We start from the raw sequence: 14071 nt of genomic DNA on the forward strand, positions 1-14071 counted from the left end.
GCCGGTCACCCGCCCTTCGGCAGGGCCACGATCGCGACACCGCCAGCCGACGCGCGGCTGGCGACCTGGGCGCCATCGCGCTCGAGTACGACGATGTCGACCACCTGGAGAGACGAGCTGTCGCGGGCGCCGACGCGGAGCACCGATCCGTGGACGGGTGTCCACGCGGTATCCGTGGAGCCGACCGGGACCAGGAGCACGGGCTGCCGGGGTTCGAGGGGTGTCGTCGGCAATTGGCCCGGCTTGACCGCGACGCCGACCAGCTGCTCCCCCGGCGCGGGGATGGACGTGCTTCCGGCCGCCAGGTCCGGGGTGACGATCGCACCGGGCCGCAGGTCGGTCGAGGCCGGCTTGCCGATGATCTCGAACCGCTGGTCCCAGGCCAGGGCGTGGACGCCGGGGTCCGGCCGCACGTGGACCTCCAGCAGTACGTCGGCGGTGATGACGTCGCCGTATCGAACGGGAGACGCGACGCCGACGGCTGCGATCGAGTCGTCGACGGCCCGGAACACCCAGACCACGCCGGTAGCCGAGACCGCGGACAGGAGCAGGCCGAGCAGGATGAGCAGCTTCGACCGGCGCCGCCGTGGCGGCCGAAGCTGCATCGGCTCGGACGGTGGAGCGTCCGGGACGGTCCGCAGCGGGCCTCGGGTCGTCATCGCGGCCCTCCCGTGTTCAGCGTCCGGACCTCGCGGACCGGCAGCTGCGCCGAGGACGTCAGGCTCATCGTCCGGAATGCGCTCTGGCCGCCGCCGGACCAGGTGATCTCCCACCTGCTCGTCGCGCTGATCTCGGCCACGCCGCCGGGCACGAGCCGTTCGTAGGTGTGCCCGCAGGTCGGCGACGGCTTTCCGGCCTGGTCTTCGGTGAACGGCGTTCCCGGGCCGGGGCAGCGCGTGGTCGTGCCGTCGCCCATCGACCAGTCGATCCGTGCGAGCGTCGCTGTGGCGGTCACGCTGATCGGGCCGGCGGTCGCCGTGCGGGTCACCGGACCGGTTGTTGCCTCGCGGCGAGCAGTCCACATCCAGACGGGGAAGCCGATCGTGGCTCCGCGTGGTGAGTCCGCGGGTGGGGCGAGCCGGATGTCCGGAGCCGACAGGTCCATCTCCGCGATCGCCTGTTCGGCCAACTCAGCCGGGGACACCTGCGGCACGGCGATCGGTTGGCCGTTCGGCGCGAACACCACCCGCGGCCACCCCTGCAACGCACCGCCACCACGGCAGATCAGCAGCTTCAGCGACCCTTGTGACGGGTTCTGGCCGCCCCAGAGCGGGTCGCCGGCGGGCGGAGGCGTCCACGGATGGTCGACGCACGGATACTGCGGACCACCGCCGTTCTGCCCGTCGGAGGCGGGCGCGGGGCCCGCCGGCCCGGTTGGCCGTCCCGGGTTCGCGGCCGCCACCCAGCACCGCCCCTGACTTCCTGCGGTGGTGCATCCGCCAGACGCTTCCTGCGCGCGTGCGACTGCTGGAACCGCGGCCATGCCGAGCACGGCCAGGAACGCGCAACCACGCCTCAACATGGCTTCTCCAATCGCGCTTGTACCTGCTGGACGAGCCAGCGGTCCGGATTCGGGTACCGGACGATCTCGGCTTCGAACACGTAGCGCTTGGGCTGATCGGGGTGGTCCAAGCTCCGCCCGGCCTCGCCCGGCTTCTCGCTGATGAGGTGGTCGTTGGTGGCATCGAGGCAGTCGGTCACGACGACCCGCGGTGGCTGAGCCAGGGACACCGACGTCACCGCGGGCGATCGGCCGTACTGGCCTCGGCTATGCGCGGGCACGGACGCGAGGTTCTCCAACTCGGCGATGTAGGCGGACAGCGCCGGGTCCGCCATCACCTTCGCCAGTTCCATGGGCCAGTCCACGCCGCGCGGCGACGCAGCGGCTTCCTCGCTGACCCGCCAGTACCGCTCGTACACATGCAGGGCCTGCTCGGCTGCTTCGTCGGCCGGCCCGTGGGGCTTCGGCGGCGAAGGGGCAACTGCCGGCGGGCTGGCCACCGCCGACCCACTCGTGCCGGTGCACGCGGCCATCGGTGCCAGCAGGCAGAGCAGTCCGAGGAGTTGTGTCCGGAACATCTCAGGCCTCGCCGTAGAAGCCCGGAATGCAGTTGACTCCGCCGTTCCACCAGGCGCCGGTCACGCGCCACCTGATCACCGGCTGCAGATCGGTCACGCCGGGACCGACGCAGTAGTGGTAGACGTTGCCCCAGATGTCTTCGACGTCGAGCATGACGGTGGAGCCGGTGCCGCCATCGCAGTGCCGGTACTCGCCCCACTGCAGGTAGCCACATTTGTCGCGGAGCTTCACCTGCGTCGCGGCATCAGCCGGACTTGCGACGACACCGAGCGCGATCGCGGAACCCAGCGCAACGCAGAACAGCCGGGTCAAGGTCCTGAACCGAAGAGCGCGTGACCTCATTCGTCCTCCATGGATTCGTTCTGAGCCAACGAGAAGTCGAAGGCCTTGATGAATCCACTGTGGAACAAACGACGATTCTGCGGAACCGCGTGAGCAACCCAGCATTGTGCTGTTTCAGTGCGAGTTTTGTCCCGGTCTTGTCAAAAAGCAAACGATTGTCAAGAAGCCACGTGCGGCTCAGTGAGGCGGAGTGATTCCTTGACGGGCGAGTGCGGTCTGCGCCGTACACGGGAGTTCGCCCGGCTGGACTTGCTGCCACGACGGACGCCAGACAAGGGTCGCCCGTCTACGCGAGAGCCGAGGAGGCAGTCGATGCCGCCCGCGGAACGGTCTCCTGCTCGGTAGGCGACACCGACGTCATTGCCGCGGAGGGCAACGTCCTGCAGGGGTGCCTGGCCCTGCGTCCGGGTTTCCGGGTCGAATGGCGGCGCCGGCATCGAACGCGCCAGAGCCGCCAGCACTTCTTTCTCGGCCACGGATGCGGGGAGGCCGGTCAGGACGGACTGCAGAGAGGGATCGAAGCCTTCTGGCACTTCCCAGACCGGGATCGGAGGCGGGTCCAGAGGTTTCGCGCCTGCTGGGCAATCAGTGCGATGAGGCTCATCGACGAGGCCTCGGAAGTTGAAGCCCACGTTGTAGCAGGCAGTCACCGGCTCTTGAGGAAAGAACTCGTCCTGCGTTCCGGGGTGGTACACCCGGAAGACAAGGTGCGTGGTGGCTTCGTCGGGATCGTCCGTAGTGCTGTCGTGCATCTCGACCACGGCGAAGGCTTCCGAGCTGCCGTGTGCGGCATCTAGGGCCTTCCGCGCGTATTTCACCGCCGAGGGCTGTGGCGGTGAGTCGATCTCTTCGGCGATCTGCTGTGCGGTCTTGTCGGTCTCGGAGTCTCCAGCAGTGCACGCGACCAATCCCGTCATGCACACTGCTCCAAGAATCCCCACCCTCGCACCGCTCACGGGGGTGGAGAATACGCCGATCGAGGGGCCAGTGGGTGGATTGTCAAGCAGTGACGGACGTTCGCAGCCAGCCCGTGCTCGTGACCTCCAAGGAAGCCAACCGGGCCCGCACAGCCAAAGCCCGCACATCACGGATGGCCTCGAGCACTTCCAAGCTCCGGACGTACGACTCTCGTGCTCGCTCGACCTCTCCGAGCTCGCAAAGAGCCTCGGCCCGTGAAATCAACGTCTCCGCGGCGCCCCAGCGCTGCCAACTCCTGCCGCGGACGGCCAGCGCCTCATCGAAGTGCTTCAACGCCAGACGGTGGCGACCATGCCGGGCGAGCAGGGCGCCGATTCGTTGATGCGCGATGCCGAGGACCGCTTTCGAAGTGAACATCTGCGCGCGATTCAGCGCGTCGAGCGCGTACTCCATCGCCTTGTCCGGAGCGTCGAGCAGGTCGCAGACGTCGGCGAGTGCGGCTCGGTTCACCGCGAGGCCGATCTTGACTTCAGAGGCTGCGAAGAGGTGGTCGGCCAGCTCGTGCATTTCGCGAGCCTCGGCGGTCCGACTGGAGCCGGCGTACGCCAGACCGAGGCCGTAGGCGGTCCAAGCTCGAGATCGATCGTCGCCGAGCTGCCGATGACTGCGAAGGGCCTCTTCCATGTGCGTGATGCCGTCCTCGGTTCGGCCAAGCTCGTGCTCGACCCAGCCGAGCGCTTCCATGCTCCGCGCGATGCCCGCATCGCTGCCGGCATCGCGTGCAGCGGCGAGCCCGTCGTGAGCCGCGATCAGCCAGGTGTTCCAGCTGCGCGTGAGCACGAAGTACGGGAGGAAGGCCGTAGGCAGCATCCAGAGGACGTCTTTCGCCCCGTAGGTCCGCGCGTTCCGTGCCAACTGGAGCGCGGTCGCCACCTCCTGCTCGCACCAGGCCATGGCCGCGTCGAATCCACCGGATTCGAACGACATCGGTTCGATGCCGACGAGGTTCCGCGGGGCGATGCCGCTATCCGCCCAGCTGGGGATCAACGTGTTGTTCGCTTCCCAGGCGGTCGCGGCGTACCAGCGCAGCGCCCGATCGTGAGCGTGCTCCACCTCGCAGAGCCGCTCTTCGACCAGCGCGCGCTGGTGCGCGTAGGCCCGCAAGAGCGGGCTGAGCCGGTATCGAGCGTTCGGCAGCTGTTCCAGCAGATGCGCTTCGACGAGGAGCAGCAGGGACTTCTCGGCGCGTTCGATGTCCAGGTCGGCGAGCACTGCAATCGACTCGCGCGTCACCACGTTGGCCGGGCCGATCCCGAGATACCGGAAGACCCGCCTGACCATCGGCGGCAGTGCCAGGTACGAGACGTCGACGACGCCGTGGATGTTCACCGCCGGATCGCTCGACGTGAACAGATCGAGCCGCGTTTTCTCGGAGTCCAGGCGTTCGGCCAACGCAGTCAACGACGTCTCGCGGTGACGCTGAAGGTGCTCAGCGACGATGAGAACCGTCATCGGCAAGCAGCCACACCGCTCCACGACGAATTCGGCAGCCCTCACGCTGGCTCGCACGCGCGCTTCGCCGACGCGGCGTCCGAGCAAGTCGAGTGCTTGCTCGGCAGCCAGTGGCGGCAGGTCGATCACCGTGCCGCCTGTGCGTGCCAGCAGGCCAGGCTGACGTTCCCGGCTGGTCGCGAGCACCACGCTGCCGGCACTGGGGAGCAGCCATTCGGCTTGCCGGTAGTCGGCGACGTTGTCGAGGATCACGATCGCGGGGCGCTCGGCGAGCAGCGAACGATAGCGAGCGATCCGCGTCTGCAAGCTGGACGTACCGAGTTCGGCGGACCTGACGCCGAGGGCCAGCAGGAATCCGTCCAGGAGTTCTTCCGGGTCGGCCGGCGCACCGGGCGCGAGTCCCCGGAGGTCCGCGAAGAGGCATCCGCCAGGAAAGCGGGCCTGCACGCCGGCCGCCCAGTGCACCGCGAGCGCGGTCTTACCGGTCCAGAAGCCGCCCTCGATGACGATCGTCACTGTCGCGCCTGGACGACCTTGGGACACCAGGGCGTGATCCATCGCCTGGAGCTGCTCGTCACGACCCACGAAGTCGGTCGCTGCCGGAGGCAGCTGGATCGGGCGAGCAACCGGGCGCGCGTCACCACGCTGTTCCGCGGCGATCTTGTCAAGCTCACCTTCGGCTTCCAACGCCGAGTCGAGGTCGTGTACGACGGCCGGTAAGAGCGGTCGGTGGCCGTGCAGCAGTTTCGAGAGGTAGCTCGAGCTGTAGCCGGCTTTCGCGGCGACCTCGCCGAGGGACAGGCCGCGCTGTCTCCGTCGGCGATGCACCACCGCCGCAAAGCTGTCGATCTTCCTCATCGCGCCTCCCCGCGCACTGGACGCGCCGGATGGCCGGGAACTCAGCCTTCAGACACTCATTCCGGCAAGCGCCCAGCCGTCCGAGCAGCCGAACTCCCTGAAAGGATGAAGCTCAACAACTACAAGACGTCACCATCTCACTCGTTCGAGTACAACCCATGCAGGACTGCTCATGAAGAAAAGTCACCTATAGTGCTCGACCTTCAGCCTCCTGGACGATCTTGCTCGCCGGGTCCCGTCACTTGCCTGACTCGAGGCCCCGGCAGCGATACTCTCGTTACCGAGGGGTACGTATCCTGTCGCCCAGTGCTTCCATCTCAGGATCAACTGGCGCGACCGCGAATACCAGGGGGTTTCTGTTTCATGTACAGGAAACATGAAACGGGGGGCGCAGAAGGCGAGAAGCGAAAGAGTTTCGCGAGTGAGCTACGGGATGTGCGCATCGCCCGCGGCTTGTCATTGGCGGAACTGGCCGCTCGCACTCACTACAGCCGAGCCCACCTCGCCAACGTCGAACATGGCCGTCGGGCAGCCACCGCGGAACTGGCAGCGGCCTGCGACAACGCGCTCGAGGCCGACGGCGAACTGCTGGCGCTGATCCCACGTCCACGCCCGGGCGATCCGGACGCAGTGACACGTCCGGCCCAGCTGCCGGCCGCTCCGGGCCGGTTCGTCGGACGAGGGGATCAGCTCTCGACCCTCGACAGAGTCGCGGCGCAAGCCGACAGGCTGTCAATCGCGACCATCCACGGACCACCCGGGGTCGGGAAAACCACATTGGCCCTGCATTGGGCTCACCGGGAAATCGACCGCTTCCCTGACGGCCAGCTGTTCGCAGATCTTCGAGGCCACTCAGGGAACCAGGTGCCGGCCAGCCCCTCCGAAGTTCTCGAAGACTTCTTGATTTCCTTGGGACTGACCCCTGCAGACGTACCCGCCAGCGAAGAGAAGCGGGCAGCGCTGTTCCGCACGATGACGCACAACCGCCGCATTCTTGTTGTGCTCGACAACGCAGTCTCTTCGGACCAGGTACGCCCGCTGCTCCCCGGCGCGGCCGGCAGCACGGTACTGCTGACGAGCAGGGTCATGCTCACCGGACTTGCCGTGCGTGCCGGTGCGACGTTGTTGGCTCTGGCGCCCTTTCAGGCCGACGATTCACTGCGGTTCCTGCGTGAAGTCGTAGGCCCACGGGTCGACGACGAACCAGAGGCTGCACGAGCCGTCCTCGATCGGTGCGGTCATCTACCCCTCGCTGTCGCCGTCGCGGCCGAACGCATCGCCGCCCACCCCATCCGTCTGTCCGAACTCGCCGAAGACCTGGCCGAAGAGCACCAGCGGCTCGCCGCGCTGGCCGCAGACGGGGACGCCGACGTACGTGCGGTCTTCTCCTGGTCCTACCGGGCTTTGCCCGAGGCAGCCGCGCGGATGTTCCGGTTACTCGGTCTTCACCCCGGCAAGGAGATCAGCGTCGCGGCGGCCGCGGCACTCGCCGACACGCAATCCGAACAGGCATTGAATATTCTCCGCGCACTGGCCACGTGCCACTTGGTCGAGGAAGCCGGCCGAGACCGCTTCTGGCTCCACGACCTGCTTCGGGTATATGCATCCGAGCAAGCACTCGCACTGGACACGCCTCAAGACATCGAACAAGCTCAAGTCCGTGAGCTGTCATGGTACTTGCGCACCGCCGACGAAGCGGGGCGCGCCCTCGGGCCGTTCCGTCCTCCAGCTTCTGACACCTCCGCACTCGACTACGCCGCTGCGTTCACCTGGTGCGAACAGGAACTGGCCGACTTCCCCTCCGTGGTCGGGCTCGCGCTCAAGACCGGACACCCGGGTCTTGCGTGCCGGATTTCGCAAGCGCTCTTCTCCTATTTCCACCTTCGGAAGCCTTGGACGATCTGGAACCACACGTATCATCTCGGCCTGGAAGCCGCTGCCAAACTGGGTGAACCGAGCCTTCAAGCCGACATGCTGACCGGGCTCGGCCTGGTCGAACTCGGTCTGGGACGCCCCGAGTGCGGCCGAGACGCCTTCCTCCGGGGGTTGGATCTGCTGGAAAACCACGATGAGGCCTCCAGGTCGGCGTGGTGCCACATCGGCATCGGACTCGCGCATGCGGACATGGAAGACTTTCACCTGGCCAGGAGCTCGCTCGAACGCGGCATGGTCATCCATCGCGCACAAAACGACCAGCACGCCGAGTCGGTGGCGTTGGTACACCTCGCGGATCTGTGCCGCGAAGAGCAGCACACCGAGGATGCGCTCCGATACGCCGGTCGCGCCCTTTCACTCTGCAGGTCGATCGACGACAGGTACGGCGAAGGCCTCTCACTCTATCAAATCGGGATGACTCACCTCGCAGCCAATCGCTTCGAAGCAGCAGCACAGCAACTCGAAGGCGCCCTGTCCGTACAACGAGCCGCACATGACGACAAAGGGCAAGCCGACACCTTATGGGCGCTCGCACGGACATTGATTGCTTGCGGAGACAGCAGCGGGGCACGCACCCGACTCGAAGAGGCCGCGAGCATTCTCGAACAGCGAGGCGACCCTGCCGAGAGTGCCGTACGCGCCTGTATCGATAATCTGGAAAGCGGGAGAGATAGTTGACCTCGAACATTTTTTCCCAGCTGAGGCTGGACGGCACGGTTGTCACCGAGCCCGCTGCGACGGCATACGCCGCAGCCGACTTCGGCGGCGTCGTCGGCAACCGTCCCCTCGCGGTTCTCCGTGCCGGATCCATAACCGACATCAGGACCGTCTTGCCCGTCGCCGCGGCCAACGACATCCCGGTCGTACCCCGCGGCCACGGCCACTCCGGCTTGGGGCAGGCGCAAGCGCTCGACGGCCTGGTCGTCGACCTGACGGACATGGTGGAGATCCACGATCTCACCGAGGACTCGGTGACGGTCGACGCCGGCGCGACCTGGAACTCGCTTCTCGCACGAACGCTCCAGCAGGGACTGACACCACGCGTCCTCACCGACTATCTGGGAACGTCCGTGGGAGGCACTCTGTCAGCCGGCGGGATCGGCGGCACCAGCCATCGCTACGGAGTTCAAACGGACAACGTGATTTCCCTCGACGTTGTCACGGCCGACGGCCTGCTCCGCCACTGCTCGCCCACCGAACGACCTGATCTCTTTTACGCCATGCTTGGCGGCTTTGGTCAGTGCGGCATAATCGTGCGAGCCACGCTGCCGCTGATGGCGGCGCCTGAACGTGTACGACGCATCAAGATCTACTATCCCACCATCGAAGCTCTGATCACCAACCAGCGCAATCTGCTTGCCGAGGGGCGGTTCGATTTCCTGCAGGGAGAAATCTTGCCGACCGGCGACGACTGGGTCTTCATGCTCGACGCCGCCTCGAACTACTCGCCCCCTGGGGGACCCGACGAGAGGGCACTCCTATCCGAGCTTGGTTTCACGGCCTCCCGCGACAAGATCGAGGACCTGAGCTACTGGGAGTTCGCGACACGCCTCGATGAGACCGTTACATACCTCGAAAGTACGGGAGAGTGGCACGCTCCGCACCCGTGGGCCAACCTGCTGCTACCCGATGCGAAGATCGAATCCTTCGCCAGCAAAGTCATGGACGGCCTGGAGCAGGCCGACATGGGCGCGTCCGGGTTGATACTCATCTATCCGATATCCACGGCAGCCTTCAGTACTCCTCTTTTCCGAGTACCTCGAGGGAGCACGGTGTATCTTGTCGCCGGGCTCCGCTTCGCCGCGGACACGATGAAGGCCGATGAGATGGTTGCTGCCAACCGACGTTGGTACGACACTGCTGTCGGTCTAGGCGGCACCAGCTATCCGACCGGAGCCATCCCCTTCACCAGTGCTGACTGGACGCGCCACCTCGGCACGAAACAAGAGACGCTTGCCGAGGCGAAGGATCGGCATGATCCGCTGAATCTGTTTCCCCGGCGCTTCGCTCAATAGGCTCTCGGACATCGAGACGCGCAGTCGCGGTGCGCCGACGATCGACGGCGTCGACCGCCGCGGCCGGGATACCCAACACGACGAAGGCCACCCCACTGCGATTGCGGCAGGCCTCCAAGCGCGACAAGAGCCCTGGCGGCCACGCCGAACCGGCGGGGCGGCCTCTCGCAGGCCGCCTGCGCATCACCCTCCGCAGGCTGACGCCGCGCGACTGGCGGGTAAGCCGTCGGGAGCTCCGCTGACGTCTTCGTCGAGAACGTGGAGTTCGAACCGCACCGTGTCGTAGCCGCCCGCATCCCACGCGAGGTCGCTGTCGCCGATGCGCCACTCCCGGCCGGTAGCTCGCTCCCTCAGCAACCACGCCATAGCGACCTCCCGGCTCTGCGATCCCAACCTCGGCGCGAAGAACCTATCAGACGCATAGAACATACGTTCGATTGACTCGCCTCGTCACTGCTACGGACTACCTCGCGACAGTGGCCAGGAAGGCGATCCACGCGACGTCCGACAGGACAACGAAGCCGCCGCGCGGATTCTTCGAGTCACGGACGGCGGCACCGTCGCCGAAGGGCGCCACCTCGACACACTCGTTGCCACCCTCGCCGCTGTAGCTACTCTTCCGCCACGCCGCCTCCGACACCTGAGCCTTGTCCAACGTCCGTCTCCAGTCTTCTGGTCACCCGGCTGCTCCGATGATCTCCATCAGCAGCTCACGGGACTCGGCCGGCTCCTCCGCCGACGTCCAGAGTTCTTCGAAGGCTTCGACGTATGGCTGGACCTCGGCTTCCCGCTCAAGGTATACGCCAGTCCGCAGCAGCTCGACGTAGCCGATGTCCGGCTCGCTGTCGTCGAAGCTCAGGACGGTGAACGGATAGCCCATCGCGCGGTAAGCGCCGTTCTCGCTTCTCAGGAACCGGATGTCGACGTTGGGCAGTTCCATGAGGTCGGCGATCCGCCAGAGCTGTTCGAGCCAGGATTCGTGACCACCGACCTGGAGCCTGAGCACCGCTTCGGTCAGCACGCAACGAACGCCGAGCGGCGCCTCGTCCCGCAACCGAGCCTGGCGCCGGATGCGGGCCTGCACCCGTTCCTCGCGTCGTTCGTCGTCGGGCGCGGAGCCCAGTTCCGAGATGGCCCTGGCGTATTCCTCGGTCTGGAGCAGCGCCGGCACGACGTCGATCTTGAAGATCCGCGCCTTGGCAGCCTCGGCCTCGAGCGCCACGTACTCGCGAACGTCCGCGGCGAACGCCTCGGCGGAGATCTGGTCCAGCCAGCGGGAACTCTGGGCCGCCTGCGCGTCGCGGAACAGCGCATCGCGTTCGTCTGCAGGCCGGCCGAAATGCAAGGCGAGTGTCATGACATCAGCAGGCGTGATCGGCAGCTTGGCGGTCTCGATCCGTGATTGCTTCGCGTTCGACCAGCCGACCGCCTTCGCGACCTCGATCTGGTCCTGACCGCTCGCGTCACGCCAGGCAAGGATGGTGCGGGCGATCCGCCGCATGCGGACCCCGGCGGTCTTCGCCTTGATCTCGGCGGCCACGGACACTCCTCTCGATCGGTCGGCGTTGAGCCTACGGCAGCACAGTCAAGTTGCACGGTAACCCGAACGGGTAGCAATGTAAATTTACACGTCGTCACACTTGCATCACATGCAAATTTACGCGACCGTACTGGCAGACCGATCCGCGGGCGTCCAGTTGCCCGCCCAGGACAGGCGGCGGAGGTGCGAGGGCCGTCCCCGATACGGCTCATCCCGCATCTCCGCCGCCGCACGAATGCCTCGGGAGGGACCCATGAGACCCCCGGACGAGTGGACCAAACGGCCCCTGGCCCGCGCGCGGATGTCACCAACGCGTGGCAATTCACACAGTCACGTCCGCTCTTGCCGATCCGCATCCCGAGGTGGTGACAACGGTGCCGTCGACCGAAATCGCCTGGCCGTCCGAAGCGGACCTGCGGGTCGCCGAGTACCCCGAATTCGTCCTGTTGTGCCGCGTCCTCGCCGGGTTACGCCGACTGTCCGGTTCGGACGGACCACCAGCGCCATCCGGAGTCGCCATGTCTCGCGCCACGCAGCAGCTCGTTGATGCCTTCCTGGCGGTCGACGCACGAATCGGCGTGCTCAGGACCCAGCTGGCGGACGGTACGGCGACGCCGGACGAACAGCATGACCTCGCGGACCAGTTCGAGGAGATCGTCGACCTGCTCCGCTCACACGCCGACGACATCGACGCCGGCATCGTGGCGTCGCCATGTCACCCTCTCAGCACGGAATGAGAACACAGATGTCCGCACCCAACTTCTATCCGGCATTGCTGCTCTTGTCCCACGAGCTCCGAAAATTGCGCACCGGGGCGGACGTCAGCCTCCGTACCCTGGCGCGAAATCTGGGATTCACACCCGCGTCCCTCTCGTCATGGGAAACAGGGCTTCGCCGACCACCACCGGAGGCACTGGGATTCATCCTGGGCTACCTGCAGGTGAGCCCACCGGTGTACCGGCAGCTCATGCAGCTCCACCGGCAAGGTGACCGCCTCAGCTGCGTCGAGGAACTCGCTCCGGACTCGACCAGCCTGGAGCGCTCCTACGAAGAGCTGGCGGTTCGCAAGTTCGAGTGGACACCAGACAGGGTCCCGGATTTCCTGCGAACATCCGAATACATCCGGGAGGCGCTGCTGCGCCGTGACGTTGCGTCTGACGACATCGACCAAGCGATCTTCACGCAACAGGTTCAAGAGCTCGACCGCCCGAAGCACTGCGCGCACGCCATCCTCGTCAGCGAAGCCGCGTGGGCTTCGGCGACGCGCCTGCCGCGGTTGACGAACGTCACGGCAGGGATCGTCCCAGCGAGCGCCTTCGCGCACGGAACAATCGACGGCTTCATCATTTACGAGACCGAGAACGGCCTCTCCACCGTCGTTCTGCGGCACGACCACGCCCGCACCTATCTCGGCGATCCCGACACGGTAAAACGCTATCGGTCAACGTTCGCTCGGCTGCAAGACCACGCGGTCGACGAGGTCGGCGCGTCACGATGAGCGCGGCGATCTACGTGGACCCTCAAGCCGTCCACCCGGTCATCGACGGCGAGTGGCACCGTCTCACGGGTGTGTTGAAGCCTGGCCAGGCGTTCACCACACTGTGCGGCCTTTCCGATACGGCGACTTTCCTGCCGTTGAGCGAACGGCGAACGCTCGGGATTCCCCGGCAATGCGACCGCTGTGACGTAATCTACCGGCGCGACCACGGCATCCCGCTGCAGCAGGACCGAATCGGCAAGAAGCGCGCCTAGGCGACAGGCGAGAGCAGGCCACGAAGACGTTGTAACGCAAGACGTCCAGCATCGACGATGGCCGGCAGGCGCCCCTGCCTGGCGGCGCGGACAGCCCGCTGCAGCTGGTGCGGCAGCCGACGCTGCTCGGCAGTCGCGATAGCCGCGGCCAACGCCTCCTCGGCACCAGCGTGCTCGCCGGTCGCGACGAGAACTTCCCCGGCAGTGACCCGCTCGATGACGTGCCACTGCGGGGCGGCGGGTTCCCCCGCAGCCGTGTTGAAGACCTGGAGGGCCTCGTGTGGCCGGTTGAGCGCAAGCAGTCCCCGTGCGTGGATTTCCCGCAGGGTGAAGGGGTGCAGCAGCAGTTCGTTCCCGGCCGCCGCGTCGAGTCGCTGCCGGCATCCGTCGATGGCGTCGGCGAACTGGGTCGGCGATCCTGCCTCGCCGGCGGCTCGGGCGAGCAGCGCGAGAGCGGCACCGTGCCCGGCCGCGGTCGTGGACACGGCGGCTGCGTGTTGCAGCCGGGCGACCGCGGCGTGGAGTCGGCCTGCTTTGCGCAACTCGTTGCCGTGCATCCGCAGGGTGTTCGCGAAGAAGTCGTCATCGTCGAGGTGGCGGGCCAGGACGAGGGCTTTGCCGGTCCAGGCCGCGGCGCCGGGGAGGCGCTCCTCGGGCAGCACGGTGCCGAGAGACACCCCGAGGGCCAGGCGAGCGGAGGCAAGCAGGTACAGGGTGTCGCGCTCGAGACGGCCGTCGGCGGCGCGGGCTTCGAGGCGGGCCGCCAGCGGCCACAGCTCGTTGACGGCCTCGACGACCCGGCCGGACTGGCGGGCGATCTCGGCCAGCCGGATCACGCTGTCGCCGAACTGCACCAGCGCGGCGAAGTCGGCGTCGTCCGGGTCGGTGACGCCGAGCAGGTGGAACGGCAACCCGAGGGCGCGAGCGATGTGCCGGCGCCCGGCGACGTCGCCGGGCATGCGCCTGCGGGTTTCGATCATCGCGACGTACGACTTGTCGTAGCCGAGCAAGGCGGCCAGTGCCTCCTGGCTGAGCCCGTTCGCGGCGCGATAGGCGCGCAGGATGGTGGCGAGATCCCGCGAGCCCAGTGCCGCCGCGGCGGCGGGGTCAGACCACATC

14 protein-coding genes are annotated in these 14071 nt (G+C 66.8%); 5 read left to right on the plus strand and 9 right to left on the minus strand.

Annotated elements, in window-relative coordinates:
- Nucleotides 1-5: 5 nt before the first annotated feature.
- The 6 genes from QQ657_RS31625 to QQ657_RS31650 form a co-directional block, all read right to left on the minus strand.
- Entirely contained in the window at nucleotides 6-659 is a 654-nt protein-coding gene (locus QQ657_RS31625) for a flagellar biosynthesis protein FlgA (RefSeq protein ID WP_284745929.1), read from the minus strand.
- On the minus strand, nucleotides 656-1402 hold the full coding sequence (locus QQ657_RS31630; RefSeq protein WP_284745930.1) for a hypothetical protein: 747 nt from the start codon (nucleotides 1400-1402) through the stop codon (nucleotides 656-658). The genes QQ657_RS31625 and QQ657_RS31630 overlap by 4 nt, the downstream gene beginning before the upstream one ends.
- Nucleotides 1403-1515: 113 nt before the next feature.
- Nucleotides 1516-2079, minus strand: a complete 564-nt coding sequence (locus tag QQ657_RS31635; protein WP_284745931.1) for a hypothetical protein — start codon at nucleotides 2077-2079, stop codon at nucleotides 1516-1518.
- Nucleotide 2080: 1 nt separating this feature from the next.
- The gene (locus tag QQ657_RS31640) at nucleotides 2081-2392 is read right to left on the minus strand and encodes a DUF6355 family natural product biosynthesis protein (RefSeq protein ID WP_284745932.1); all 312 of its coding nucleotides are present in this window, start codon (nucleotides 2390-2392) and stop codon (nucleotides 2081-2083) included.
- 188 nt (nucleotides 2393-2580) lie between these two features.
- The gene (locus tag QQ657_RS31645; RefSeq protein ID WP_284745933.1) at nucleotides 2581-3339 is read right to left on the minus strand and encodes a hypothetical protein; all 759 of its coding nucleotides are present in this window, start codon (nucleotides 3337-3339) and stop codon (nucleotides 2581-2583) included.
- 82 nt (nucleotides 3340-3421) lie between these two features.
- The gene (locus QQ657_RS31650) at nucleotides 3422-5710 is read right to left on the minus strand and encodes a tetratricopeptide repeat protein (RefSeq protein ID WP_284745934.1); all 2289 of its coding nucleotides are present in this window, start codon (nucleotides 5708-5710) and stop codon (nucleotides 3422-3424) included.
- 363 nt (nucleotides 5711-6073) lie between these two features.
- Between QQ657_RS31650 and QQ657_RS31655 the strand changes: the two genes are divergently transcribed.
- Entirely contained in the window at nucleotides 6074-8323 is a 2250-nt protein-coding gene (locus QQ657_RS31655) for an ATP-binding protein (RefSeq protein WP_284745935.1), read from the plus strand.
- Complete coding sequence (locus QQ657_RS31660) at nucleotides 8320-9660, plus strand: FAD-binding protein (RefSeq protein WP_284745936.1); 1341 nt, start codon at nucleotides 8320-8322, stop codon at nucleotides 9658-9660. The genes QQ657_RS31655 and QQ657_RS31660 overlap by 4 nt, the downstream gene beginning before the upstream one ends.
- Nucleotides 9661-10123: 463 nt before the next feature.
- On the opposite strand, the gene QQ657_RS31665 is transcribed toward QQ657_RS31660, so the two are convergent.
- Nucleotides 10124-10315 carry a DUF397 domain-containing protein gene (locus QQ657_RS31665; RefSeq protein ID WP_284745937.1) on the minus strand — a complete coding sequence of 64 codons (192 nt, stop codon included), beginning with the start codon at nucleotides 10313-10315 and terminating at the stop codon, nucleotides 10124-10126.
- A gap of 21 nt (nucleotides 10316-10336) precedes the next feature.
- Nucleotides 10337-11200 carry a DUF5753 domain-containing protein gene (locus QQ657_RS31670; protein WP_284745938.1) on the minus strand — a complete coding sequence of 288 codons (864 nt, stop codon included), beginning with the start codon at nucleotides 11198-11200 and terminating at the stop codon, nucleotides 10337-10339.
- A gap of 374 nt (nucleotides 11201-11574) precedes the next feature.
- On the opposite strand from QQ657_RS31670, the gene QQ657_RS31675 reads away from it, so the two are divergent.
- Genes QQ657_RS31675 through QQ657_RS31685 form a run of 3 tightly spaced genes read left to right on the plus strand, consistent with a single transcriptional unit; the run spans nucleotide 11575 to nucleotide 12952 of the window.
- Entirely contained in the window at nucleotides 11575-11937 is a 363-nt protein-coding gene (locus tag QQ657_RS31675) for a hypothetical protein (protein ID WP_284745939.1), read from the plus strand.
- 8 nt (nucleotides 11938-11945) lie between these two features.
- A complete protein-coding gene (locus QQ657_RS31680) occupies nucleotides 11946-12698 on the plus strand; it encodes a Scr1 family TA system antitoxin-like transcriptional regulator (protein ID WP_284745940.1) in 753 nt (250 codons plus the stop codon).
- Nucleotides 12695-12952, plus strand: coding sequence for a hypothetical protein (locus tag QQ657_RS31685; RefSeq protein ID WP_284745941.1), 258 nt, complete (start codon nucleotides 12695-12697; stop codon nucleotides 12950-12952). Before QQ657_RS31680 ends, QQ657_RS31685 begins: the two co-directional genes overlap by 4 nt.
- On the opposite strand, the gene QQ657_RS31690 is transcribed toward QQ657_RS31685, so the two are convergent.
- Nucleotides 12949-14070, minus strand: a complete 1122-nt coding sequence (locus tag QQ657_RS31690; RefSeq protein WP_284745942.1) for a helix-turn-helix transcriptional regulator — start codon at nucleotides 14068-14070, stop codon at nucleotides 12949-12951. The two genes, QQ657_RS31685 and QQ657_RS31690, sit on opposite strands and share 4 nt — an antisense overlap.
- Nucleotide 14071 lies beyond the last annotated feature (1 nt).

This window comes from Amycolatopsis ponsaeliensis (assembly GCF_030182635.1).
Lineage (GTDB): Bacteria > Actinomycetota > Actinomycetes > Mycobacteriales > Pseudonocardiaceae > Amycolatopsis > Amycolatopsis ponsaeliensis.

Bases quoted from the DNA above. Each gene is read 5' to 3' on its own strand.
- QQ657_RS31625 (WP_284745929.1), bottom strand. From the start codon at position 659: ATGACGACCCGAGGCCCGCTGCGGACCGTCCCGGACGCTCCACCGTCC.
- QQ657_RS31635 (WP_284745931.1), bottom strand. From the start codon at position 2,079: ATGTTCCGGACACAACTCCTCGGACTGCTCTGCCTGCTGGCACCGATG.
- QQ657_RS31645 (WP_284745933.1), bottom strand. From the start codon at position 3,339: ATGACGGGATTGGTCGCGTGCACTGCTGGAGACTCCGAGACCGACAAG.
- QQ657_RS31650 (WP_284745934.1), bottom strand. From the start codon at position 5,710: ATGAGGAAGATCGACAGCTTTGCGGCGGTGGTGCATCGCCGACGGAGA.
- QQ657_RS31655 (WP_284745935.1), top strand. From the start codon at position 6,074: ATGTACAGGAAACATGAAACGGGGGGCGCAGAAGGCGAGAAGCGAAAG.
- QQ657_RS31680 (WP_284745940.1), top strand. From the start codon at position 11,946: ATGTCCGCACCCAACTTCTATCCGGCATTGCTGCTCTTGTCCCACGAG.
- QQ657_RS31685 (WP_284745941.1), top strand. From the start codon at position 12,695: ATGAGCGCGGCGATCTACGTGGACCCTCAAGCCGTCCACCCGGTCATC.
- QQ657_RS31690 (WP_284745942.1), bottom strand. From the start codon at position 14,070: ATGTGGTCTGACCCCGCCGCCGCGGCGGCACTGGGCTCGCGGGATCTC.